Raw genomic sequence first — 25120 nt, 5'->3', positions numbered from 1 at the left:
GCCATGGCCCCGCACCCGGCCACCGCCGCCGTCCCGTCCGCCGTCGGCCGTGCCGACGCACCACCCGCCGCCACACCCCTCCCGACCGGCCGCCCTGCGCAGCACCACCGTTGCCGGGCCCCTCCCACGCCTCCCGGAACCCGAGCACCCCTCACCCCTCCCGGAGGCCCTGTTGAAACGCCGGAAACACCCCATGCGCACGCGTGCGCTGCTCGCCCTCGCCATGATCGTCGGATCGCTGGCCATCGCCCTCACCGTGCCGGTCCGCCTCGGGCTCGACCTGCGCGGCGGCACCCAGATCACGCTGGAGACCCGCTCCACCCCCACCACCGAGGCCGACCGGAAGGCCACCGACCGCACCCTGGAGGTGCTGCGGGGCCGTGTCGACGCGCTCGGCGTCGCCGAACCGAGCCTCGTGCGCTCCGGGGAGAACCGCATCCTCGTGGAGCTGCCGGGCGTCAGGGACCCGGAGCAGGCGGCCGAGGTGCTGGGCCGTACCGCGCAGCTCACCGTGCACCCCGTCCTCGGCCCCGCCGACAACCGGGATGCCGCGCCGCCCGCCGACGCCCCCGAGGCCGCGCCGCCCGCCGACCCGGCGGCGGAGCGCGTCCTGCCGGACGAGGCCGGGCAACCCCTGCGGCTGAAGGCCGCCGCGCTGACCGGGCAGGACGTCAAGGGCGCCGAGGCCCGCTTCGACCCGCAGGGCGGCACCGGCTGGCACGTCACCGTCGATTTCACCGGCCCCGGGCGCGACCGCTGGGCGGGCCTCACCGCGCGGGCCGCCTGCCACCCCGACGGCGACGCGCGGCGCCGGGTCGCCATCGTCCTCGACGGCAAGGTCATCTCCTCGCCGCAGGTCGATCCCTCGGTGGCCTGCGGGACCGGCATCCCGGGCGGCAGCACCCAGATCACCGGGTCCTTCGACGACTCCGAGGCCCGTGAGCTCGCGCTGCTCGTCTCCGGAGGCGCCCTGCCCGTACCGGTCGAGACGGTCGAACAGCGCACCGTCGGCGCCACCCTCGGTGACGCGGCGATCGAGGCGGCGGCCCGGGCCGCCGTCATCGGCACCTGCCTGACCGCGCTGTTCGTCATCGCCGTCTACCGGCTGCTCGGCCTGCTCGCCACCCTGGCCCTCGCCTGCTACGGCCTCATCTCCTACGCCGCCCTGGCCGCCCTCGGCGCCACGCTGACCCTGCCCGGCCTCGCCGGATTCGTCCTCGCCATCGGCATGGCCGTGGACGCGAACGTGCTGGTCTTCGAACGTGCCCGGGAGGAGCACGCGGCCCGTGGCCGGCCGAGCCCCCGATCGGCGCTGACGGCCGGGTTCCGCGGCGCGTTCAGCGCGATCGCCGACTCCAACATCACCACGCTGATCGCCGCCGCCCTGCTGTTCGCCTTCGCCTCCGGTCCGGTCCGGGGTTTCGGGGTCACGCTCGGCATCGGCGTCTTCGCCTCCATGGTCAGCGCCCTGCTGATCGCCCGGGTGCTCGCCGAGTACGCGGCCGGCCGCCCCGCCGTGCTGCGCCGGCCCGGGATCACCGGCATCGCGCGCACCGGCTGGGTCCGCGACCGGCTGCTGCGCCGCGACCGGTACCTGATGCGCCGACCGCGCCGCTGGCTGGCCGTCTCCGCCGTCCTCCTCGTCACCGCCGGCGCCGGCATCCTGGTGCGCGGCCTGCACCTCGGCGTCGAGTTCACCGGCGGCCGGCTCGTCGAGTACGCCACCAGTTCCCCGGTCGACCCCGGCCGGGCCCGCGAGGCCCTCGCCGACGCCGGATTCCCGCGCGCGGTCGTCCAGTCCTCCGGCGACACCGGCCTCACCGTGCGCGCCCAGCACCTGAGCGCCGCCGAGGAGGCCAGGATCACCGAGACCGTCAGCGGCCTCGGCGGCGACACGGAGAAGGTCCGTGACGAACTGATCGGGCCCAGCATGGGCGGCGAACTGCGCCGGGGCGCCCTCCTCGCCCTCGGCCTCGCCCTCACCGCCCAACTCCTCTATCTCGCGGCCCGGTTCCGCTGGGTGTTCGGCACGGCGGCCGTCGGCGCGCTCGCCCACGACGTGGTCGTCCTCGTCGGGGTGTTCGCCTGGCTGGGCAAGCCCCTCGACGGCGTCTTCCTGGCCGCCCTGCTGACCGTCATCGGCTACTCGGTCAACGACTCCGTCGTCCTCTTCGACCGGGTCCGCGAACTCCTCGCCCGCGACCGCGCCACACCGCTGCCCCGCCTGGCCGACCGGGCGATCCTCCAGACCCTGCCGCGCACCCTGAACACCGGCATGGGCGCGGCGCTCATCCTCGGCGCGCTCGCCCTCCTCGCCGACGACGCCCTCACCGACTTCGCCCTCGCCCTGCTCATCGGCCTGGCGGTCGGCACGTACTCCTCCGTCTTCACCGCCGTACCCCTGGCCCTCGAAGCCTGCGGAACGCGCGAGCGCCGACGGATGCGTGCCGCGTGACGTCGTACGGCGGCTCTACGACGGCCGGGCGCGCCGCGTCACGTCGTACGGCGGCCCTACGACGGCCGCGCCCCGTCCGGGATTTCCGCCAGCGGCACCGGGCGCCGCTCCCGTCGGGAGATCTCGCAGGCCTCGGCGATGCGCAGGGACTGGAGCGCCTCGTGGCCGTCGCACGGGTTGGCCCGCTCGCCGCGGACCACCCCGACGAAGGCGGCCAGCTCGGCCTCGTAGGCGGGCCCGAACCGTTCCACGAAGCCCGGCCAGGGCTTGTCGGCGGGCGGTGGCCCGGTCGGCTCGGTGGACGCGACCGGCGTACGGTCGTCCAGGCCCACCACCACCGTGTCCCGCTCGCCGGCCAGCTCCATGCGCACGTCGTACCCGGCGCCGTTCAGCCGGGTCGCCGTCGCGACGGCGAGCGTGCCGTCGTCCAGGGTGAGCAGTGCCGCGCCGGTGCCGACGTCACCGGCCGCCGCGAACAGGGGCGGCCCGGCGTCGGAGCCGGTGGCGTACACGTCGGTCACCTCGCGGCCGGTCACCCAGCGCAGCACGTCGAAGTCGTGGATCAGCGTGTCCCGGAACAGCCCGCCGGACAGCGGCAGCCACGCGGCCGGGGGAGGGGACTGGTCGCAGGTCATGGCCCGTACGGTGTGCAGCCGGCCGAGCCGTCCCGAGCGGACCGCCTCCCGGGCACCGGCGTAGCCCGCGTCGAAGCGCCGCTGGAAGCCGAGCTGGAGGACGGTCCCGGCGGTCTCGACCTCGGCCAGCGCGGTCAGCGTGGCCGGCAGGTCCAGGGCGATCGGCTTCTCGCAGAACACCGGCAGACCCGAGCGGGCCGCCCGCCCGATCAGCTCCGCGTGGGCCGCCGTCGCCGCGGTGATCACGACCGCGTCCACGCCCCACCGGAAGACCTCGTCGACGCCGGGCGCCGCCGTCTCGCCCAGCCGGTGCGCCAGTTCCCGCGCCCGCGCCGGGTCCGCGTCCGTGAGGATCAGGGACCCGACCTCGCGGTGACGGCTGAGCGTCCGCGCGTGAAGGGCGCCGATCCGGCCCGTACCGATGACCCCGATGCGCATGGAAACAAAGTGAGGGGCGATCCCGCGCCCTGTCAATGCGTATGTCCGGACAATCGGACTACACGACTTCCCGTCAACCGATCACGGGACTACGCTCGGGCGCGTGCCGAAACCTGATGTGACCGCGCCGCTCGACCTCCACGTGGACCGCGGCTCGCCCGTGCCGCTGTACTTCCAGCTCTCTCAGCAGCTGGAGGCGGCCATCGAGCACGGCGGGCTCACCCCGGGCAGCCTGCTCGGCAACGAGATCGAGCTGGCCGCGCGGCTCGGCCTGTCCCGGCCGACCGTCCGCCAGGCCATCCAGTCGCTGGTCGACAAGGGTCTCCTGGTCCGCCGCCGGGGTGTCGGCACCCAGGTCGTGCACAGCCGCGTCAAGCGGCCCCTGGAGCTGAGCAGCCTCTACGACGATCTGGAGGCGGCCGGCCAGCGTCCCGCCACCAAGGTCCTGGTCAACACCGTGGTGCCGGCCTCCGCCGAGGTCGCCGCCGCGCTCGGGGTCACCGAGGGCGGCGACGTGCACCGGGTGGAGCGGCTGCGCCTCGCGCACGGCGAGCCGATGGCGTACCTGACCAACCATCTGCCGCCCGGCCTGCTCGACCTCGACACCGACCAGCTGGAGGCCACCGGCCTGTACCGGCTGATGCGCTCCGCCGGGATCACCCTGCACAGCGCCCGCCAGTCCATCGGCGCCCGGGGCGCCACACCCGCCGAGGCCGAGCGGCTCGCCGAGCCGGCCGGCGCCCCGCTGCTGACCATGCAGCGCACCACCTTCGACGACACCGGCCGCGCGGTCGAATACGGCGACCACACCTACCGCCCGACCCGCTACTCCTTCGAGTTCCAGCTCCTCGTGCGGCCCTGACCGCCGGGCCTCGCTCACCCCCGTACTTCGTCGCGATGTCCGGACAATCCGGCGGCGAGGCGGGCCCGGCCGCGTCACGAGCGTCGCGCGTGTTCGATACTGGAGTATTTGGGGCCGCCGAGCAGCACGCCGGGGCCCCTCTCGTACGCAGCGAACACGGCAAGAAGGGCACGGCCTCGTGGCACGGTTTCGGACCTGGGTAGGCATAGCGCTGGCAGGGACACTCTCCGTGTCCCTGGCGGCCTGCAGCAGCACCGGCGGCAAGCGGGCCGAGGACGCCCGTGACGCCGCCGCGGCCCAGGGCAGGTCGGCGGTGAACACGCCCCGCTGGACCATCGCGATGATCACGCACTCGGGAGACGGCGACACCTTCTGGGACATCGTGCAGAGCGGCGCCAAGCAGGCCGCCGTCAAGGACAACATCAACTTCCTGTACTCGCACGACGACGAGGCCCAGCAGCAGGCGCAGCTCGTCGACGCGGCCGTGGACAAGAAGGTCGACGGCATCATCGTCACGCTCGCCAAGCCGGACGCCATGAAGGCCGCCGTGGCCCGCGCCGAGAAGGCCGGCATCCCGGTGATCACCGTCAACTCCGGCTCCGCGGAGTCCAAGGCCTTCGGTGCCCTCACCCACATCGGCCAGGACGAGACCATCGCCGGCCAGGCCGTGGGCGAGGAGCTGAACAAGCGCGGCAAGAAGAAGGCCCTGTGCGTCCTGCACGAGCAGGGCAACGTCGGCCATGAGCAGCGCTGCGACGGCGTCGCCAAGTCCTTCCACGGGAGCCTGCGCAAGCTCTACGTCAACGGCACCAACATGCCGGACGTGCAGTCCGCGATCGAGGCCAAGCTCCAGGCCGACAAGTCCGTCGACTCGGTCGTCACCCTCGGCGCCCCCTACGCCGACACCGCCATCAAGGCCAGGGACGACGCGGGCAGCAAGGCCGAGATCGACACCTTCGACCTCAACGCCAAGGTGGCCGCCGAGCTGAAGGACGGCACCCTCGGCTTCGCCGTGGACCAGCAGCCGTACCTCCAGGGCTACCAGGCGGTCGACCTGCTGTGGCTGTACAAGTACAACGGCGACGTCCTCGGCGGCGGCCGGCCGGTGCTGACCGGCCCGCAGATCATCACCAAGGACCAGGCGTCCGCGCTGGCCGGGTACACCGAGCGGGGCACCCGATGAGCGCGGCCACGGACGAGGCGCGCACCCCCTCGGACCACGTGGATGAAAGGATTCTGCGGGGCTCGCCGCTGAGAAAGCTGCTCGCCCGGCCCGAACTCGGCTCGGTCGTCGGCGCCCTCGCGGTCCTCGTCTTCTTCGCCTTCGCCGCCGACGGTTTCCTGCGCGCCGCCAGCCTCAGCACGGTCCTGTACGCCTCCTCCACCATCGGGATCATGGCCGTACCGGTCGCCCTGCTGATGATCGGCGGTGAGTTCGACCTGTCGGCGGGCGTCATGGTGACGTCCTCGGCGCTGATCTCCTCGATGTTCAGCTACCAGATGACCGCGAACACCTGGGTCGGCGTGGGCGTGTCCCTGCTGGTCACGCTCGCCATCGGCGCCTTCAACGGCTTCATGCTGACCCGCACCAAGCTGCCCAGCTTCATCATCACGCTGGGCACCTTCCTGATGCTGACCGGCATGAACCTCGGCTTCACCAAGCTGATCGACGGCACCGTCTCCACCAAGACCATCGCCGACATGGAGGGCTTCCCGAGCGCCCACGCCGTCTTCGCCTCCACCCTCACCGTCGGCGGCGTCGACTTCAAGGTCACCATCCTGTGGTGGCTCGGCCTGGTCGCCCTCGCCTCCTGGATCCTGCTGCGCACCCGCGCCGGCAACTGGATCTTCGCCGTCGGCGGCAACCAGGACGCGGCCCGCGCGGTCGGCGTCCCGGTCGCCCGGACCAAGATCGGCCTCTATATGGGCGTCGCGTTCGGCGCCTGGATCTCCGGCCAGCACCTGCTGTTCTCTTTCGACGCCGTCCAGTCCGGCGAGGGCGTCGGCAACGAGCTGATCTACATCATCGCGGCCGTCATCGGCGGCTGCCTCATCACCGGCGGCTACGGCAGCGCCGTCGGCTCGGCGGTCGGCGCCCTGCTGTTCGGCATGACGAGCAAGGGCATCGTCTTCGCCGAGTGGAACCCCGACTGGTTCAAGTTCTTCCTCGGAGCGATGCTGCTCCTCGCGACCCTGCTCAACGCCTGGGTCCGCAAGCGCGCGGAGGCCACCCCATGACCGAGACCGAGACCCCCGCGCCCCTGGTCGAGCTGACCGGCGTCGGCAAGCGCTACGGCAACGTCCGCGCCCTGGAGGGCGTCTCCCTGGAGGTGCGCGCCGGGGACATCACCTGCGTCCTCGGCGACAACGGCGCGGGCAAGTCCACCCTGATCAAGATCATCGCGGGTCTGCACCAGCACGACGCCGGCACCCTGCGCGTCGAGGGCGCGGAGACCCGCCTCGGCTCCCCGCGCGAGGCCTTGGACCGCGGTATCGCCACCGTCTACCAGGACCTGGCCGTCGTCCCGCTCATGCCGGTCTGGCGCAACTTCTTCCTCGGCTCCGAGCCCCGCAAGGGCGCCGGCCCCTTCAAACGCCTCGACACCGACCTCATGCGCCGCACCACCCGCGAGGCGCTGCTGCGCATGGGCATCGACCTGCGCGACGTCGACCAGCCCATCGGCACCCTCTCGGGCGGCGAACGCCAGTGCGTGGCCATCGCCCGCGCCGTGCACTTCGGCGCCAAGGTCCTCGTCCTGGACGAGCCGACGGCCGCCCTCGGCGTCAAGCAGTCCGGCGTGGTCCTCAAGTACGTCGCCGCGGCCCGTGACGAGGGCCTCGGTGTCGTCCTGATCACGCACAACCCGCACCACGCCTACCTGGTCGGGGACCGTTTCGTCCTGCTGCGCCGGGGCACCATGGTGGGCCGTCACGCCCGCGACGAGATCACCCTCGACGAGCTGACCCGGCAGATGGCGGGCGGCTCCGACCTGGACGCCCTGCGCCACGAGCTGCGCCGCGGCTAGGAGACCGGGGGCGAGGGGCACCGTGAGCGGGGCCCCGCGCCCCCGGCCCGTACGGCACCCCCACCGGCGGTGAGGCACAATCGACCAACGATGAGCACCTACCGCGACCTCACCGCCCCCATCGGCTCCCGCCGGGCCCCCGTGCTCCGTACGGTCGGGACAAGGGAACGCCGATCCCACCTGACCGCACCCCGGGTGCCCACGGTCGGCATCGACATCGGCGGCACCAAGGTCATGGCGGGCGTCGTGGACGCGGACGGCAACATCCTGGAGAAGCTCCGCACCGAGACCCCGGACAAGTCCAAGAGCCCCAAGGTCGTCGAGGACACCATCGCCGAGCTGGTCCTGGACCTCTCCGACCGGCACGACGTGCACGCCGTCGGCATCGGCGCGGCCGGCTGGGTCGACGCCGACCGCAACCGCGTCCTGTTCGCCCCGCACCTGTCCTGGCGCAACGAACCCCTGCGCGACCGCCTCAGCGGCCGGCTCTCGGTGCCGGTCCTGGTGGACAACGACGCCAACACCGCCGCCTGGGCCGAGTGGCGCTTCGGCGCCGGCCGGGGCGAGGACCACCTGGTCATGATCACCCTCGGTACCGGCATCGGCGGCGCCATCCTGGAGGACGGCCAGGTCAAGCGCGGCAAGTTCGGCGTCGCCGGCGAGTTCGGCCATATGCAGGTCGTGCCCGGCGGACACCGCTGCCCGTGCGGCAACCGGGGCTGCTGGGAGCAGTACAGCTCCGGCAACGCCCTGGTCCGCGAGGCCCGCGAGCTGGCCGCCGCCGACTCCCCGGTGGCCTACGGCATCATCGAACGCGTCAAGGGCAGCGTCGGCGACATCACCGGGCCGCTGATCACCGAGCTGGCCCGCGAGGGCGACGCGATGTGCGTGGAACTGCTCCAGGACATCGGCCAGTGGCTCGGCGTCGGCATCGCCAACCTCGCCGCCGCCCTCGACCCGTCCTGCTTCGTCATCGGCGGGGGCGTCTCGGCCGCCGACGACCTGCTCATCGGACCCGCCCGGGACGCCTTCAAACGCCACCTCACCGGCCGCGGCTACCGCCCCGAGGCCCGCATCACCCGCGCCCAGCTCGGCCCCGAGGCCGGCATGGTGGGCGCCGCCGACCTGGCCCGCCTGGTCGCCCGCCGGTTCCGCCGCGCCAAGCGGCGCCGCGTGGAACGGCACGAGCGCTACGAGCGGTACGCCCAGGCCCGCCGCGACCAGGACACCGCATGACCCCCTCGGCCACCCCGTCCCTGCCCCACCAGGGCGGCCCCCCGGACGAACCGCGCCGGCCCGCGGAGAACCCGCGCCACAAGGCCAGGCGCCGCGCCCTCACCCTGCTGATCATCGGCCTGCTCATCGGCGTACCGGCCGGCTATCTGGTGATCTCCGCGAACCAGAGCCGCAACAGCGGCAAGGACAAGGAGTCCAAGTACTCCGCGACCGGTCTCACCCCCGGCTGGCCCTCGAAGGTGCAGCGCCGCCTCTACCAGGTGAGCGTCCCGCACCCCGCCGACCGGATCGCCTACTACGAGACGAACAACTGGAAGACCAGCCGCCTCTACGTGCAGTTCCGCACCAACGACGCCGGTCTGGACAGCTTCCTCGGCGCCATCGGCGCCCGCCGCGACCAGCTCAAGAAGGGCCGCATCACCATCGGGGAGCGCGACCGGGAGGTCTCCGGCTGGGAGTTCACCGGCCCCGGCCCCTGGTCGGGTCTCACGCACACGCAGAAGAACCCGGCACCCACCCAGGACGTGGTGGTGAACACGTCCGACCCGGAGTTCCCGATGGTGTACGTCGTCTCCCGCACGGTGCCGTAGCCTCCACCAGGTCTCCGGAGCCGATTGTCAGACCCCGCCCGTAGAGTCGAAGACATCTGATCCGGCACACGGGCGGGAGGTGGCAGAACGTATGAGCGGTTCCCCGGACACGGGCGAGGTCCCGGCGCGCCTGGCGTGCGTCTATCTGCCCGCGCCCCTTCCGCGCGAGGGCCGCGTCGCCTTCTGGGACCCCGAGGGCGCGCCCCTGCCCACCACGGGCGGCGACCCGGCCGAGCTGACGGTCGTACGACGGCACGGTGCCGGGGCCCGCCGCCGGCAGGTCCCCGCGCTGACCCTGCCGCTCGCCGACGCCCTGCCCCTGCTCGTCCGGGCCCGCCGCGACCCGGCCGCCCACCCCGCCACCGCCTGCTGGGGCGCCGCCGCCCTGCACGCCCTGCGCCTGACCGCCCGGGGCCGCCTGCTGCCCGGACTGACCCCGAGCGGGTACGACGCCTGGCGGGCCGGCCCGCTGGAACCCGCCGACATCGCCCACCTGCGCGCGATCGCCGCCGCCCTGCCCCCGGAGGGCCACGCCGTACCGCTCCCGGACCCCGGCCCGCTGCGCCTGCCCGAGCCGGAGGCGCTGGTCCGCTCCTTCCTCGACGCGGTCGCCGACACCCTGCCCCGCACCCCGGCCGCCGCCCACACCTGCGGCCGGCCCTTCGCCGCCCGCGAGCCCCAGGCGCTGCCCGCCGCCCACGAGTGGGCCGCCGAGGTCGCCGCCGGGATGGACGCGGGCGTGCGCGTCTCGCTGCGCCTCGACCTGTCCGCGTACGACGTCTTCGACGCCGGGGAGAGCGCCGGCGCCCGGGCCGCGGGCGCCGCGATCGTGCAGGTCCACAGCCTCGCCGATCCCACCCTGGTGGCCGACGCGGCGGCCCTGTGGGCGGGCGCGGCCGACCCGGCGTTCGGGCCCCGCGCGCGGGTCGACGCCGCCCTCGCCGTCCGGCGCGCGGCCCGCGTGTGGCCGCCCCTGGACCGGCTCGCCGAACAGGACGTGCCCGACGTCCTCGCCCTGTCCGAACCGGAGGTCACCGAACTGCTCGGCGTCGCCGCGAGCCGGCTCGCCGCCGCCGGGGTCGCCGTGCACTGGCCCCGCGACCTCGCCCGCGACCTCGCCGCCACCGCCGTGCTCCGCCCGGCACCCGGCTCCGCCACCGACGGCACCGGCTTCTTCGAGAGCGAGGACCTGCTCCAGTTCCGCTGGCAGCTCGCGCTCGGCGGCGATCCGCTCAGCGAGGCCGAGATGGACACCCTCGCCGAGGCCCACCGGCCCGTCGTACGGCTCCGGGACCGCTGGGTGCTGGTCGACCCGGCCCTCGTCCGCAAGGCCCGCAAACGCGAACTCGGCCTGCTCGACCCGGTCGACGCCCTGTCCGTGGCGCTCACCGGCACCGCCGAGGTCGACGGCGAGACCGTCCCGGCCGTCCCCGTCGGCGCCCTCGCCACCCTCCGGGACCGCCTCACGGCCGGCCTGCGCCCCGCCGACCCGCCCACCGGCCTCGACGCCACCCTCCGCGACTACCAACTGCGCGGCCTGGCCTGGCTCGACCTGATGACCTCCCTCGGGCTCGGCGGCTGCCTCGCCGACGACATGGGCCTCGGCAAGACCGTCACCCTGATCGCCCTGCACCTGAAGCGGGCCCACCCCGAGCCCACCCTCGTCGTCTGCCCCGCCTCCCTGCTCGGCAACTGGCAGCGGGAGATCACCCGGTTCGCACCCGGCGTCCCGGTCCGCCGCTTCCACGGCCCCGACCGTACGCTCGACCACCTGACCGGCGGCTTCGTCCTCACCACCTACGGCACCATGCGCTCCGCCGCCGCCCACCTCGCCGGCGAGCGCTGGGGCATGGTCGTCGCCGACGAGGCCCAGCACGTGAAGAACCCCTACTCCGCCACCGCCAAGGCCCTGCGCACCATCCCCGCCCCCACGCGCGTGGCCCTCACCGGCACCCCGGTCGAGAACAACCTCTCCGAGCTGTGGGCCCTGCTCGACTGGACCACCCCCGGCCTCCTCGGCCCCCTCAAGTCCTTCCGCGCCCGGCACGCCCGCGCGGTGGAGAACGGCGAGGACGCCGAGGCCGTGGACCGCCTGGCCCGGCTGGTACGGCCGTTCCTGCTGCGCCGCAAGAAGTCCGACCCCGGCATCGTCCCCGAACTGCCGCCCAAGACCGAGACCGACCACCCGGTGCCCCTCACCCGCGAACAGGCCGCGCTGTACGAGGCGGTGGTGCGCGAATCCATGCTGGCCATCGAGACGGCGCAGGGCATCGCCCGCAGGGGGCTGGTCCTGAAACTGCTGGGCGCCCTCAAGCAGATCTGCGACCACCCCGCGCTGTACCTCAAGGAGGAGACCCGCGCGGCCGGCGCTGTGCACCGCTCCGGAAAGCTCGCGCTGCTCGACGAACTGCTGGACACCCTGCTCGCCGAGGACGGCTCGGCGCTCGTCTTCACCCAGTACGTCGGCATGGCCCGCCTGATCACCGCCCACCTGTCCGCCCGCGCCGTCCCCGTGGATCTCCTGCACGGCGGCACCCCGGTCCCGGAGCGGGAGCGCATGGTGGACCGCTTCCAGTCCGGCGAGACCCCGGTCCTCGTCCTTTCCCTGAAGGCCGCCGGCACCGGCCTGAACCTCACCCGCGCCGGGCACGTCGTGCACTTCGACCGCTGGTGGAACCCGGCCGTCGAGGAACAGGCCACCGACCGCGCCTACCGCATCGGCCAGACCCAGCCCGTCCAGGTCCACCGCCTCGTCACCGAGGGCACGGTGGAGGACCGCATCGCCGAGATGCTCACCGCCAAGCGCGCCCTCGCCGACGCCGTCCTCGGCTCCGGCGAGTCCGCCCTCACCGAACTCACGGACCGCGAACTGTCCGACCTGGTCTCGCTCCGGAGAACCTCATGACGCCCCCCGACCACCACCCGGCCGACGCCGCCCGCAAAGCACTGCGGGAGGCCCGGGAGCGTCTGGCCGACCGCGGCGAGGAGGATCACGGGACCACCGGTTCCGAGCCTCTGGACTCCGGCGCGGCGGAGGGCGAGCCCGCGGTGCGTCCCGAGGAGGGCACCGCGGAGGGGCGAGGGGCGCCGCGCACGGGCGGCGGGGCTTCAGATGCCGAGGACGCCGGGGAAGCCGAGGAAGCCAGGGAATCCGACGCCGGTGACGGTGACGGTGACGGTGACGATTCCGGGTCCGGTGAGGGTCCCGGCAGCGCCTGGCCGAGGCCCGGCGACGTGGCGCGGGCGGCGCTTCGGGAGGCGAGGGCGACCCGCCGGGGTGGTGGCGAGGAGCCGCCGGCCGGCGTGGCGCCCCGGCCCGCCGAGAGTGCCGTACCGACGTCCTGTCCGGTCGTACCGACTGGCGACCCCGCCGTACCGACTCGCGACCCCGCCGTCCCGGTCCCCGCCCCCGCCCCGGTGTCCGAGACGCGGCCCGCACGGAAGGCCGTACCCGGTACCGCCCCGGACGGGCACCGCCCCGGTGATGCCGCTCGCGAGGCACTCCGGGAAGCCCGGCGCGAGGCGCTGCGTCCCGAGGCGGCGGACCCCCGGCCCCGGCGCCGGACTCCCGGTCAGCCGGCAGCCTCCGAGCCCGGCGAGGACCCTCATAGCCCCCGCCCCCAGGCCGTCCAGGACATGCGGCACTACCTGGCGTCCGCCTTCCGCATGCCCACCTGGACGGAGACCCCGGACGAGCAGTGGGAACCGGGCCCCGTTCCCGAGGACCCGGCACCGAACACCCCGGCACCGGCCGCCGGCGCCGACACCCCGCACACGGCGCCCGGCCAGCCCCCTCACCCCGCGCCCGCCACCATGGCCGCCCCCCACCGCGACAGCGAACTCCGCCGTACCTTCCCGGCGTTCGCGCCCCGGCAGGGTGAGTCGGATGGCGCGGCGTTCGCCGGGAGCTGGTGGGGCAACGCCTGGGTCGAGGCGCTGGAACAGGGGGCGCTCGACGCCAAGCGGCTGGTGCGGGGGCGGGCGTACGCCGAGCAGGGGCACGTGGACGCCATCACCGTGACGCCGGGCCTGGTACTGGCGTACGTGCGGGGGAGCCGCCCGCGCCCGTACCGCGTGCAGCTGCGGGTGCGCACGCTGGACGACGAGCAGTGGGCCCGGTTCCTGGACACCGCCGCCGACCGGCCCGCCGACATCGCCGCGCTGCTCGACAAGGAGTTGCCCCAGTCCCTGGCCGACCGGGGTGTCCCGCTGCTGCCCGGCCCCGACGACCTCGCCCCCCGGTGCAGCTGCCCCGACTCCGGGCATCCCTGCAAGCACGCCGCCGCCCTCTGCTACCGGACGGCACGCCTCCTCGACGCCGACCCGCTCGTGCTGCTCCTGCTGCGCGGCCGGGGCGAGAAGGACCTGCTGGACGCGCTGTCCCGCCGTAGCGCCGCCCGCGCGGCCCGCGCCGCTCAGGAACGGGGACCCGGGGCGCTCCCCGGCGTCCGGGCCACGGAGGCCCTCGCCGAGCGGCGACTCCCGCCGCTGCCGCCCCCGTTGCCCGTACCGCCGCACCCCGAGCAGCCCCCGGCGTACCCGGCGGCCCCCGGCGGGCCCGACCCCTTCGCGCTGGACCAGCTGGCCACCGACGCCGCCGCCCGCGCCCACGCGCTGCTCACCACCGGACGCGACCCGGTCGGCGGCCTGACCCTGTGGCAGGACGCGGTCCGCCTCGCCGCCGCCCGCCCCGGATCCGGCCTGACCGCCGCCACCCGCGCGCTCTACGCCACGCTCGCCACCGCCACCGGCCGGAGCCCCGCCGACCTCGCGCGGGCGGTCGCCGCCTGGCGGCAGGGCGGCGCGGAGGGCCTCGCCGTGCTGGAGGAGCCGTGGGACCCGCCGGCCGGCCGCTTCGACCGGGCCCGCCCGCTGCTGCTCGCCGCCGACCTGCCGGCGTTCCGCCCCTGGCGCAACCGCCTCACCCACCCGCGCGTCCACATCCAGCTCCGCCTCGGCCGCGACGGCCTGTGGTACGCCTACGAGTCGGAGCCGGACGCCGACGACTGGTGGCCCAGGGGCACCCCCGACCTGGACCCGGTGGGCGCCCTGACCGGCCTCGGCACCTTCGACGAGGCGTGAGCGGACCGCCCCGCCGCCCGCGTGCGAGCCATGGCTGCGCGACGGTCCGTGCGCTAGCTTGAGACGCAGGTCACAGGTGAACAGGTCACAGGTGAAGAGGCATCCGTGCCGAGCACAGGAGGTTCCGGTTGACCCCGGCACAGCTGCGGGCGTTCTCGGCGACCGTCCGACTCGGTTCCGTCAAGGCGGCGGCGGCCGATCTGGCCGTGTCCGAGGCGGCCGTCTCGATGCACATCGCCCACCTGCGCAGGGAACTGGGCGACAAGCTGTTCACACGCACCGCCCACGGGCTGGCGTTCACACCGGGCGGCCTGCGGCTCGCCAGCCGGGCGGCCGAGCTGCTGGGTCTCCAGGACCAGACCGTGCTTGAGGTGCGGCAGGCCGGCTCCGGGCGGCGGCTGCTGCGGGTCGCCGCGTCGAGCTTGTTCGCCGAGTACGCCGCGCCGGGCCTCATCGAGCTGTTCGCGGGCCGCGCCGACGACCTGGACGTCGAGCTGAGCGTCCACGACCCGCAGCGCTTCCCGTTGCTGCTGGCCGAGCGGGCCGTCGACGTGGCCCTCGGGCCCCGGCCCGCCACCGTGGACGACTCGATGACCTGCGCCCACTTCCTGAACTACCAGGTGACCGCGGTCGTCGGCCCCGACCACCCGCTCGCCGACCGGTCCGGCGCCCCCGGCCTCGCCGAGTTGCGGGAGCAGACCTGGCTGCTGGGCCCGTCCGCGGTGGGCCGGGTCGGCATCGTGCCGTCCGTGCTGCGCCGGCTCGGCGTGCCCGAGAACCACCAGCGGATCTTCCAGAGCCACACCGCCGCCGTGGACGAGGCCAAGCACGGGCAGGGTGTCGCGCTCGCGGTGGCGTTCGCGATCACCAAGGACCTCGCCGACGGGGACCTGCGCCAGCTCAGCGGCCCCCATCTGCCCGCCCGCGGCTCCTGGAACCTGCTCTCCCTCGGCGACCGCGAGGCCCCGCCCGCCGCCGCGGAACTGCGCCGTTTCGTCGCCACGCCCCGCGCCATCCAGGCGATGCTGCGCGGCGCCGGTGTCACGGCGGGCCGGTTCCGCCCGGCCATCCACGTGACGCTCTGGAGCTGACGGCCGTACCGCCGCGCGGCCCCCGCCCGCTCAGGCGCGCCACCTCGGGCGCCACCCGCAGCAGCGAGGCGAAGGTGTCGGCGGGCAGCAGCAGGTCGACGTGGGGGAGTGCGGCGGTCATGGTCGTGGTGCGCGGGGAGTAACCCGGGGCGCCCGCGCGGGGGTTGAGCCAGACCACGGTGTGCGCGCGGCGGCGCAGCCGGGCCATGGCCGCCGCCAGCCGTTCGGGCGGGTCGCCGTCCCAGCCGTCCGAGGCGATCAGCACGACCGCGCCGCGCAGCGCGCCCCCGTGGTGCGAGGCGAGCAGCGTCTCCAGACAGTGCGCGATCCGGGTGCCGCCGAACCGGTCCGCGACCCGCTCCGACGCCTCCTCGAACGCGGTCTCCGCCGAGCGGTGCGCGAGCACGTGGGTCAGCCGGGTCAGCGAGGTGGCGAAGGCGAACACCTCCGCGTGCGTGGTCAGCGCCAGCGCCCGCATCAGATGCAGGTACGCCACCGCCTGCGCCTGCATCGACCGGCTCACGTCGCACAGCACCACGACCCGCCGCGGCCGGTCCAGCGGGCCGGTGCGCACCAGCCGTACCGGTTCCCAGCCGGTGCGCCGGGAACGCGCGACCGTCTGCCGGATGGCCACCCGGTGCCCGCCCGGACGGACCGCGTACGTGCGTGAACGGCGCGTCGGCCACTGCCGCAGCCCGGTCTCCAGCCACCGGCCGAGCAACGCGGCCTCCTGTTCGCCGAGCCGCTCGAACGGCGTGTCCACGGCACCGGCCAGCTCGGTCGGCAGCCGCTGCGGCACGGTGAGGACGTGCTCCGCACTGCGCTCGGCGGCTCCGACGACCGCCGGCCGGGTCACCCAGGGCAGCCCCGCGTCCGGCACCGGGTCACCGGAGGCGCCGGCCGGTGGCGGGGCGTGCGTGTCGTCCTCGGCCGGGGGAGCCGCGCCGGGGCCGGTGCGGCGGGCGTGCGGGTCCATGGCGAGCACGGCGTCGCCGAACACCGCGTCGAAGACCTCGTCGAAACGGGCCAGATACGGCTGGTCGCGGACCAGGGTGACCCGTGCCGTCCAGTACAGCGCCGCCCGGCCGGCCGGCCGGGACACCGCCAGCGCGGACACGAAGTCCCGCGTGGCCGTCATGCCCACGGGCACGCCCCCGTGCCGCAGCCGGTCGGCGAGCGCCACGGCGAACGCGGCCCGGTCGACGGCGGGCAGGAAGGGGCCGGCGGCCGACGTCATCGCACCGGCTCCCGGATCAGCGCAGCCGCCAGTAGATCACCGCGCCGACGACGACCGCGACGGCGGCCACCGGGACCAGCCGCTTGTACACCGACGTGCCGGCGTACCGCATGAGGTCCAGCGGCTCGTCGTCCGGCGGGGGCGGCACCTGGCGGACGGGCGGCGGCGCCGGGACGGCCGGTGCGGCGGCCGGAGGGGGCTCCGGTACGGCGACCGGCACGGGCTCCGGAGCCTCGGCCGCCCCCGGCTCGTGCAGCAACTGCTCCTCCACGTTCGCCACGAACTGCGCGAACAGCTTCTCCGAGATCTCCTTGATCATGCCGCTGCCGAACTGGGCCAGCTTCCCGCTGATGTTGAGGTCGGTGCTGACGCTCACGGCCGTACCCGCACCGTCGGGGCGCAGCCGGGCCCGGACCGTCGCCGAGGCGTTGCCCTGGCCTCGGGTGTCCTTGCCGGCCGCGCTGATCACGGCACTGTGGTCCGCCGCGTCCCGCTCCACGAACCGGGCCGTGCCCTGGAACTGGCTGACCACCGGCCCCACCTTGACGCGCACCTTGCCCCGGTAGACGTCCCCCTCGACGCCGGTGAGCTGCGCGCCCGGCATGCACGGGGCGAGGTCCTCCAGATCGGTGAGCGCCTCCCACGCGCGCTCGACGGGTACGTCGACCCGGAACTCGTTGTCGATCTTCATGGCTTACGGTCTCCTCGCTTCTTCGGGGTAGCCGAGTTCTCCGAGGGCCCCGGTGACGGCCGTACGGTCGTCGGGGCTCTTCGCGACCGCGCTCAGGGTGCGCACGAGGTCCGGGCGGGTCAGCCGGGAGACGCGCAGCGCGGCCAGCGCGGAGACCCAGTCGATGGCCTCCGCCATGCCGGGCGCCTTGTCCAGGTCCAGGGCGCGGACCCGGCCGATGAACTCCGTGGCGGACGCGATCAGCGGCTCGCCGGCGGCCGGCACCGAACGGCGCAGGATCTCCGCCGCGCGTTCGGGGGTGGGGAAGTCGATCCAGTGGTACAGGCAGCGGCGGCGCAGCGCGTCGTGCAGCTCGCGGCTGCGGTTGGAGGTGAGGACCACGACCGGGGGCCGTACGGCGGCGAAGGTGCCCAGCTCCGGGATGGTGATCGTCCACTCGCCGAGGAACTCGAAGAGCAGCGCCTCGAACTCGTCGTCGGCCCGGTCGATCTCGTCGATCAGCAGCACCGGCGGCTGCGGCCCCGCGTACCGGACCGCCCGCAGCAGCGGCCGGTCCAGCAGGAACTCCTCGGTGAACAGGTCGGCGTCGGCCAGGTGCTCCCCGCGTGCCTCGGTGAGCCGGACGGCGAGCAGCTGGCGCTGGTAGTTCCACTCGTACAGCGCCTCGCCGGCCGTCAGGCCCTCGTAGCACTGCAACCGGATCAGCGGCGTGTCCAGGGCCTCGGCCAGCGCCTTGGCCGCGCTGGTCTTGCCGACGCCGGGCTCGCCCTCCAGCAGCAGCGGCCGGTCCAGGACGGAGGCCAGGTACAGGGCGGTGGCCGTGCCCTCGTCCACCAGGTGGCCGACCCCGGCGAGCCGTCGCCGTACGTCCTCGGCGTCCGCGAACAGCGCGCCCACGCCCTAGCCCACCAGTCCGGCCGCGTACCGGTCCCGGCAGCCGGTGCCGCAGAACCAGAACTCCTCGTCCCCGGCGGCCAGATGCGGGGTGCCGGCGGTCACGGTGACCGTCATCCCGCACACCGGGTCGACCCGCTCCGGCGGCCGCTCCGGGACGGGCGCCCTCTCCGGCATCGGGGCGGGCCGGGCGCGCACCGCCTCGACCACCTCGGCCAGGATCGACAGCGCGACCTCCGGTGCCGTCCGGGCGCCGATGTCGAGACCGGCCGGGGTGTGCACCCGGATCCGCTCCTCGTCGGTCAGGCCCAGTTCGTCGAGCAGGGCCGCGCCCCGGCGGCGGCTGGCCACCAGGGCGATGTGCCCGACCCCCGCGTCCAGTGCGGTCCGCAGCGCCTCCGCGTCACCGCGACCCTGCCCGGCCACGATCACCGCGCCGGTGTGTTCGGCGGGCGGCGCGTCCGGGAGCGAGCGGGTGGTGGCGTAGCCGAGCACGTCGGCGAGCGCGACGAACGCCTCCGCGATCGGAGTGGTGCCGACGACCTCGATGAGCGGCGGCGGCAGCACCGGTTCCAGGAAGATCTCCAACGCCCCGCCGGACAGGCAGGGGTTGACCACCACCCGGGCGCCCGGGGTGTCCGGGAAGACCGCCTCGCCTGCCGGGAGCACCCGCAGCAGGAGCGGTCCGCCGCCGTTCAGCGCGCCCAGCGCCGCCGTACGCACCGAACCCTCCGCGCACAGACCGCCGACGAACCCGTCGATCGTGCCGTCGCCGTACACGATTGCCTCGTCACCCGGCCGCGCGGACGCCGGCGCCTGCGCGCGCACCACCCGGGCGTGCACGAACGGCACGCGCCGCTGGGCCAGTTCGAGCGCTCGCGCGCTCACCGTCCTCGGCACCCCTGCCACCTCCTCGGCCCCCGTACGCGTTCACCCCGCTGCCGCCACCGGTCAGATCGGCGGGGTCGGCCGGCCCCGCATCGCCTCCCACACCCGCGAGGGCGTCAGCGGCATGTCCGCGTGCCGGATCCCGAACGGGGACAGCGCGTCCACCACCGCGTTGACGATCGCCGGCGGGGAGCCGACCGTCGCCGACTCGCCCACGCCCTTGGCGCCGATCGGGTGGTGCGGCGAGGGCGTGACCGTGAACCCGGTCTCCCAGTCCGGCACTTCGAGAGCGGTCGGGATGAGGTAGTCCATCAGCGAGCCGCTCAGGCAGTTGCCGTCCTCGTCGAAGGCGATCATCTCCATCAGCGCCATGCCGACGCCGTCGGTCAGCCCGCCGTGCACCTGCCCCTCGATGATCATCGGGTTGATCCGGGTGCCGCAGTCGTCCACGGCCACGAACCGCCGTACCGTCACCTTCGCGGTCCCCGGGTCGATGTCGACCACGCAGATGTAGGCGCCGTGCGGATAGGTCAGGTTCTCCGGGTTGTAGCAGATCTGCGCCTCCAGGCCGCCCTCGACGCCCTCGGGCAGGTCGCCGGCGCCGTGCGCCTTCATCGCGATGTCCTGGATGGTCACCGAGGCGTCCGGGTCGCCCGCCACCCGGAAGGCACCCTTCTCCCACTCCAGGTCGGCGACCGACACCTCCAGCATCCCGGAGGCGATCAGCCGCGCCTTGTCCCGCACCTTGCGCGCGACCAGCGCCGCCGCCGCGCCCGACACGGGGGTGGAGCGGCTGCCGTACGTGCCGAGGCCGAACGGCGTCTGGTCGGTGTCGCCGTGCACGACCTCGATGTCCTGCGGCGGGATGCCCAGTTCCTCGGCGACGATCTGCGCGAACGTCGTCTCGTGCCCCTGCCCCTGCGTCTGCACCGACAGCCGCACCACCGCCTTGCCGGTGGGATGCACCCGCAGTTCGCAGCCGTCGGCCATGCCGAGACCGAGGATGTCCATGTCCTTGCGGGGCCCGGCGCCGACCGCCTCCGTGAAGAAGGACACGCCCACCCCCATGATCTCGCCGCGCGCCCGCCGCTCCTTCTGCTCGGCGCGCAACGCGTCGTACCCGGCGATCTCCTTGGCCAGCTCCATCGTCGGCGCGTAGTTCCCGGAGTCGTACACCCAGCCGGTCCTGGTGCGGTACGGGAACTGCTCGGGCCGGATGAAGTTCCGCATCCGCAACTCCACCGGATCCATGTCGAGTTCCCGCGCCAGGCAGTCCACGATCCGCTCGACCAGGTACACCGCCTCGGTGATGCGGAAGGAGCAGGCGTACGCCACCCCGCCCGGCGCCTTGTTGGTGTAGACGGCCGTCATCTCGCAGTAGGCGGCTTCGAGGTCGTAGCTGCCGGTGAACACGCCGAAGAAACCGGCCGGGTACTTCACGGGCGCCGCGACGCCGTTGAACGCGCCGTGGTCGGCGAGGACATGGGTGCGGACGGCGAGGATCCGCCCGTCGCGGGTCGCCGCGATCTCCCCGCGCATGACGTAGTCGCGGGCGAAACCGGTGCTGATCAGGTTCTCGGCGCGGTCCTCCATCCACTTCACCGGCTTGCCGGTGAGCAGCGAGCCGACGATCGCGCACACGTAACCGGGGTAGATCGGCACCTTGTTGCCGAACCCGCCGCCGATGTCCGGGGAGACCACCCGGATCTTGTGCTCGGGCAGCCCGGCGACGATCGCGTACAGCGTGCGGTGCGCGTGCGGCGCCTGGGTGGTGGACCACAGGGTGAGCTTGCCGTCCACCGCGTCGAAGTCGGCCACCGCGCCGCACGTCTCCATCGGCGCCGGATGCACCCGCGGATAGACGATGTCCTGCGAGACCACCACGTCGGCCCGCGCGAACACCGCCTCGGTCGCCGCCGCGTCGCCGGTCTCCCAGTCGAAGACGTGGTTGTCGGCCTTGCCCTCCAGGTCGTCGCGGATGACCGGCGCGTCGGGGGAGAGGGCGGTGCGTACGTCGATCACCGGGTCCAGCGGCTCGTACTCGACGTCGATCAGCTCCAGCGCGTCCCGGGCCGCGTACCGGTCCTCGGCGACGACGAACGCCACCTCCTGGCCCTGGAAGCGGACCTTGTCGGTGGCGAGCACCGCCTGTACGTCGTTGGAGAGGGTCGGCATCCAGGCCAGGCCCTTCTCGGCGAGCATCGCGCCGGTCACCACCAGGCGGACCTTCGGGTGGGCCTCGGCCAGGGTGGTGTCCACCGAGACGACGCGGGCGTGCGCGAACGGGGAGCGCAGGATCGCCAGGTGCAGCATGCCCGGCAGCTGGAGGTCGTCCACGTAGCGGCCCCGGCCGCGGACGAAGCGCGGGTCCTCCTTGCGCAGCATCCGCCCGTGGCCGTTGGGCTTCGTGTCGTTGTCGACGAAGGCGGTGCGGTGGCCGCCCGCCGCGTACGTCGTCATGAGGCACTCCCCGAGGTCGACGCGACGGTCCGCCCGGGCTCCTCGGCCGTGGTGCGGGTGCCGGCCTGTTCGGCGGCGGCCCAGCGGATCGAGCGGACGATGGTCGCGTAGCCGGTGCAGCGGCAGATCTGGCCCGAGATCGCCTCCCGGATCTCCTCGTCGGAGGGGTCCGGGTTCGCGTCCAGCAGGGCGCGGGCGGTCATCATCATGCCGGGTGTGCAGAACCCGCACTGCAAGCCGTGGCACTCGATGAACCCGCGCTGCACCGGGTCCAGTTCGCCGTTCTGCTCCAGCCCCTCGACGGTGCGCACCTCGTGGCCGCCGGCCATCGCGGCCAGCACCGTACAGGACTTGACGGGCTCGCCGTCCAACCACACCACGCAGGTACCGCAGTTGCTGGTGTCACAGCCCCAGTGCGTGCCGGTCAGCTGGAGGTGGTCGCGCAGGAAGTGCACCAGCAGCAGCCGGCCCTCGATGTCCCGGGTGACCTCCTCGCCGTTCACGGTCATGGTGACCTGCATGGTCACACCTCCTGTCCGTCGATGTGTCCGCCGATGTGCGCGTCGATCCGGGCCACGGACCGGCGCAGGACGCGCATGGTCAGCTCGCGGGCCAGATGCCGCTTGTACGCGGCGCTGCCGCGCCGGTCGGTCACCGGGTCGCACGCCTCGGCCGCGATGTCCCCGGCCCGTGCCCACAGCTCCTCGGCGGGCCGCTGCCCGCGCAGCGCCTCCGCGATCCCGGGGATGCCGGCCGTGTGCGGGCCGACGGCGGCGAGGCCGACCCGGGCGTCCGCGATCAGCCCGGCCTCGTCCAGCCAGACCGCCGCGCCCGCCGAGACGACCGCCCAGTCCCCGGCGCGCCGCTCGACCGTCTCGTACGCGCTCGACCCGCGCGGGCGGACCGGGAAGCGGACCTCGGTGAGAATCTCCGCGTCGCCGACGGCCGTCTCGTACGGTCCCCGGTGGAAGTCCTCCATCGACACCACCCGCTCGCCGTCCATGCCGTGGATCACGCAGGAGGCGTCCAGTGTGGTGCACACCGCCGACAGATCCTCGGAGGGGTCTGCCTGGCACAGGGAGCCGCCCAGGGTGCCCCGGTTGCGGACGAGGGGGTCGGCGATGACGCGCTCGGCGTCCCCGAAGACCGGGAAGGCGGCGGCCAGCTCGGCGGACTCCCGCAGCTCGCGGTGCCGGGTCATGGCGCCGATGCGGATCAGACCGGGCTCGGCGCGGACGTAGCCCAGCTCGTCGTGCAGCTCGTTGATGTCGATCAGGTACTCGAAGTTGGCCAGCCGCAGCTTCATCATCGGCAGAAGGCTGTGCCCGCCGGCCACCAGACGGGCGGTGTCGCCGAGCCGGTACAGGAGCGCGACCGCCTCGTCCACCGTGCTCACCCGCCGGTATTCGAACGGAGCGGGAACCTGCATGTCGCACTCCCTGTCCCGCCCGGCGCGCGGAGCGCGCGGCCGGACGCCTCGGGCGCCGTTGTCCAGAGATCAGTGGGCCTCCGCCCGAGCGGGGGTGTCAACGCCTGCTTAACCGATCGCTTAAGTCACCCCGCGGCGCGTCGCGGCCAGACCTAAGCGAACCCTTAATCCGCCGTTGACACGCGACGGAGGCCATCCGCATGATCCGGGCGGCGGACGGGGTACAGGGGAAGGCGGGCCGACCGGGGACTGGGCGCCGCCGAAGGAGGCACACGCATGCGGGACATCGTGGAGGGCCTCACCTCCTGGGAGGCGGCGGGCCGGCGCTTCGCCGTGGCGACCGTCGTACGGACCTGGAAGTCGGCCCCGCGCCGCCCCGGCTCCTCGCTCGCGGTCGCCGAGGACGGCGAGGTGATCGGCAGCGTCTCGGGCGGCTGCGTCGAGGGCGCGGTGTACGAGCTGGCCCGCGAGGTCCTGGCGAGCGGCGAGAGCGCGCTCGTCACCTACGGCGTGAGCGACGACGACGCCCTCGCGGTGGGCCTGACCTGCGGCGGCATCATCGAGATCCTGGTACGGCCGGCGGGCGCGGGCCGCTTCCCCGGGCTCGCGGGGGTGCTGGACGCGATCCGCGCGGGCCGCCCGGTAGCCGTGGCCTCACTGCTGCCCGCCGAGGGCGGCGGCGCGGAACCGGAGCCGACGGCCGCGCCCTCCGGCCGGCTGATCGTCACCCCGTCCGGCACCGAGGGCACACTCGGCGACGCCGGCCTGGACACGGCCGTCACCGAGCGCGCCCAGGGACTGCTCGCGCAGGGCGGCACCGACGTGGTCCGGGTCGGCCGGGCGGGGGAGGAGCGGCGCGACGACGTCTCCGTGTTCGTGGAGTCCTTCGCGCCGCCGCCCCGGATGCTGGTGTTCGGGGCCATCGACTTCGCCGCCGCGGTCGCCCGGACCGGCAAGTTCCTCGGCTACCACGTCACCGTCTGCGACGCCCGCCCCGTCTTCGCCACCCGCCGCCGCTTCCCGGACGCCGACGAACTGGTCGTGGACTGGCCGCACCGCTACCTCGAAGGGACCGAGGTGGACGCCAACACCGTCATCTGCGTCCTCACCCACGACCCCAAGTTCGACGTGCCCCTCCTCCAGCGGGCCCTGCGCACCCCCGCCCGCTACATCGGCGCGATGGGCAGCCGCCGCACCCACGAGGACCGCCTGCGCCGCCTCCGCGAAGCCGGCCTCACCGCCCCCGAACTCTCCCGCCTCTCCTCCCCCATCGGCCTCGACCTCGGCGCCCGCACCCCCGAGGAGACGGCGGTCGCCATCATGGCGGAGATCATCGCGCTGCGGTGGGGCGGGACGGGGCGGCGGTTGACGGAGATGACGGCGTTGCCGATTCATCGGTGAGGGGGTCTACTGTCGAACGGCACGAGAGCCCCGCCGATTTCACATCGCGGGGCTCTCACGCTGACTTCAGCGAGCGCCCAGGAAGGTCCTACACTGAGAAAATCGAAAGCGAATTCTGTTCGCCACCAATCATTGTTCTGCATTCCCGTGCCGATCGCCTGCTTCCTGACTCCAGGATCGCTCTAGACTTGACTTTGCCGCCCGCGACGCCATTCGCACCTCTTCCCATGCAGCGGCCCCTTCGAGGGCGTCCTCGGTCCAGATGGCCTCAGGCCTCGCACTTACGGAATCGACACTCTCATTAACCGCCTGAAGCAGGAGGTAGTCCTCGTTATTCAGTGAACCGTCAGCTAGTCTGGCGCGAGCCGCGTGCAGCACATCGTCCAATTGAAGCAATACTTCATCTGGTCCCACGCCTGACGTCCGCAAGTACTCCACTTGCCTTCCGGGATCCGAGCCGAGCAGCCTCAGCACGGCGAGGGTCCACTGCCGGAAATCTGACAACTTCCGATTTTCGGTCATCGAATGGTTCCTCATAGGGTATCGAAGATGTCATCTGCCGAAGAATCTCAGAATGCGGCCGTGGTCGTCGTCTGCGACGACGGTGGAGGCGACGATGGCCATGCTTTCCGGCTTGGCGGCGTTCGGCTCCTCGTAGTACTCGGTGCGGGCCACGGCCAGCCTTCCTCTCGTATGGGCGTCGCG

The 25120-nt window shown here is 73.8% G+C and carries 20 protein-coding genes; 11 read left to right on the top strand and 9 right to left on the bottom strand.

The genetic code is table 11. From position 1 onward, the window contains the following. The first annotated feature begins 193 nt into the window (after window positions 1–193). A complete protein-coding gene (gene secD, locus NX794_RS02395; RefSeq protein ID WP_258776346.1) occupies window positions 194–2455 on the top strand; it encodes a protein translocase subunit SecD in 2262 nt (753 codons plus the stop codon). Between the two features lie 56 nt (window positions 2456–2511). Here secD and NX794_RS02390 read toward each other — a convergent pair whose 3' ends face one another. Further along, window positions 2512–3528 carry a Gfo/Idh/MocA family protein gene (locus NX794_RS02390; RefSeq protein ID WP_258776345.1) on the bottom strand — a complete coding sequence of 339 codons (1017 nt, stop codon included), beginning with the start codon at window positions 3526–3528 and terminating at the stop codon, window positions 2512–2514. 103 nt (window positions 3529–3631) lie between these two features. Here NX794_RS02390 and NX794_RS02385 point away from each other — a divergent pair, with 103 nt between their 5' ends. The 9 genes from NX794_RS02385 (at window position 3632) to NX794_RS02345 (ending at window position 15415) form a co-directional block, all read left to right on the top strand. Beyond that, window positions 3632–4390 (top strand): GntR family transcriptional regulator, encoded by a 759-nt coding sequence (locus NX794_RS02385; protein ID WP_428985832.1) that lies wholly within the window; start codon window positions 3632–3634, stop codon window positions 4388–4390. A 178-nt stretch (window positions 4391–4568) separates the two neighbouring features. Further along, a complete protein-coding gene (locus tag NX794_RS02380; RefSeq protein ID WP_258776344.1) occupies window positions 4569–5573 on the top strand; it encodes a sugar ABC transporter substrate-binding protein in 1005 nt (334 codons plus the stop codon). Then, window positions 5570–6628: an ABC transporter permease gene (locus NX794_RS02375; protein WP_258776343.1), complete on the top strand. Its 1059-nt coding sequence runs from the start codon at window positions 5570–5572 to the stop codon at window positions 6626–6628. Before NX794_RS02380 ends, NX794_RS02375 begins: the two co-directional genes overlap by 4 nt. After that, window positions 6625–7416: an ATP-binding cassette domain-containing protein gene (locus NX794_RS02370; RefSeq protein WP_258776342.1), complete on the top strand. Its 792-nt coding sequence runs from the start codon at window positions 6625–6627 to the stop codon at window positions 7414–7416. Before NX794_RS02375 ends, NX794_RS02370 begins: the two co-directional genes overlap by 4 nt. A gap of 90 nt (window positions 7417–7506) precedes the next feature. Beyond that, entirely contained in the window at window positions 7507–8652 is a 1146-nt protein-coding gene (locus NX794_RS02365; protein ID WP_258776341.1) for an ROK family glucokinase, read from the top strand. After that, window positions 8649–9242, top strand: a complete 594-nt coding sequence (locus tag NX794_RS02360) for a sugar kinase (RefSeq protein ID WP_258776340.1) — start codon at window positions 8649–8651, stop codon at window positions 9240–9242. Before NX794_RS02365 ends, NX794_RS02360 begins: the two co-directional genes overlap by 4 nt. Window positions 9243–9333: 91 nt before the next feature. Further along, window positions 9334–12147 (top strand): DEAD/DEAH box helicase, encoded by a 2814-nt coding sequence (locus NX794_RS02355; protein ID WP_258776339.1) that lies wholly within the window; start codon window positions 9334–9336, stop codon window positions 12145–12147. Then, on the top strand, window positions 12144–14324 hold the full coding sequence (locus NX794_RS02350) for an SWIM zinc finger family protein (protein WP_258776337.1): 2181 nt from the start codon (window positions 12144–12146) through the stop codon (window positions 14322–14324). The genes NX794_RS02355 and NX794_RS02350 overlap by 4 nt, the downstream gene beginning before the upstream one ends. A gap of 128 nt (window positions 14325–14452) precedes the next feature. Beyond that, a complete protein-coding gene (locus tag NX794_RS02345) occupies window positions 14453–15415 on the top strand; it encodes a LysR family transcriptional regulator (RefSeq protein ID WP_258776335.1) in 963 nt (320 codons plus the stop codon). Here NX794_RS02345 and NX794_RS02340 read toward each other — a convergent pair. From NX794_RS02340 to NX794_RS02310, 7 genes are all read right to left on the bottom strand, one after another. After that, window positions 15366–16652, bottom strand: coding sequence for a vWA domain-containing protein (locus tag NX794_RS02340; RefSeq protein ID WP_258776334.1), 1287 nt, complete (start codon window positions 16650–16652; stop codon window positions 15366–15368). The two genes, NX794_RS02345 and NX794_RS02340, sit on opposite strands and share 50 nt — an antisense overlap. Before the next feature lie 16 nt (window positions 16653–16668). After that, window positions 16669–17343 carry an SRPBCC family protein gene (locus NX794_RS02335; protein ID WP_258776332.1) on the bottom strand — a complete coding sequence of 225 codons (675 nt, stop codon included), beginning with the start codon at window positions 17341–17343 and terminating at the stop codon, window positions 16669–16671. 3 nt (window positions 17344–17346) lie between these two features. Then, on the bottom strand, window positions 17347–18240 hold the full coding sequence (locus NX794_RS02330; protein WP_258776331.1) for an AAA family ATPase: 894 nt from the start codon (window positions 18238–18240) through the stop codon (window positions 17347–17349). A gap of 3 nt (window positions 18241–18243) precedes the next feature. Beyond that, entirely contained in the window at window positions 18244–19125 is an 882-nt protein-coding gene (locus NX794_RS02325) for an XdhC family protein (RefSeq protein WP_258776329.1), read from the bottom strand. 63 nt (window positions 19126–19188) lie between these two features. Beyond that, window positions 19189–21585 carry an aerobic carbon-monoxide dehydrogenase large subunit gene (locus tag NX794_RS02320; protein WP_258776328.1) on the bottom strand — a complete coding sequence of 799 codons (2397 nt, stop codon included), beginning with the start codon at window positions 21583–21585 and terminating at the stop codon, window positions 19189–19191. Continuing rightward, window positions 21582–22106 (bottom strand): (2Fe-2S)-binding protein, encoded by a 525-nt coding sequence (locus NX794_RS02315; RefSeq protein WP_258776327.1) that lies wholly within the window; start codon window positions 22104–22106, stop codon window positions 21582–21584. The genes NX794_RS02320 and NX794_RS02315 overlap by 4 nt, the downstream gene beginning before the upstream one ends. Before the next feature lie 2 nt (window positions 22107–22108). Continuing rightward, the gene (locus NX794_RS02310; RefSeq protein WP_258776326.1) at window positions 22109–23014 is read right to left on the bottom strand and encodes an FAD binding domain-containing protein; all 906 of its coding nucleotides are present in this window, start codon (window positions 23012–23014) and stop codon (window positions 22109–22111) included. A 276-nt stretch (window positions 23015–23290) separates the two neighbouring features. Between NX794_RS02310 and NX794_RS02305 the strand changes: the two genes are divergently transcribed. Then, window positions 23291–24415, top strand: coding sequence for an XdhC family protein (locus NX794_RS02305; RefSeq protein ID WP_258776324.1), 1125 nt, complete (start codon window positions 23291–23293; stop codon window positions 24413–24415). Window positions 24416–24967: 552 nt separating this feature from the next. Here NX794_RS02305 and NX794_RS02300 read toward each other — a convergent pair. Continuing rightward, the gene (locus NX794_RS02300) at window positions 24968–25090 is read right to left on the bottom strand and encodes a hypothetical protein (protein WP_258776323.1); all 123 of its coding nucleotides are present in this window, start codon (window positions 25088–25090) and stop codon (window positions 24968–24970) included. Window positions 25091–25120: the final 30 nt, after the last annotated feature.

It is taken from the genome of Streptomyces pyxinicus, assembly GCF_024753135.1.
GTDB classification, from domain to species: domain Bacteria; phylum Actinomycetota; class Actinomycetes; order Streptomycetales; family Streptomycetaceae; genus Streptomyces; species Streptomyces pyxinicus.
The sequence above is the reverse complement of the archived record's forward strand: the minus strand, read 5'-3'. Positions and strand labels throughout refer to the sequence as shown.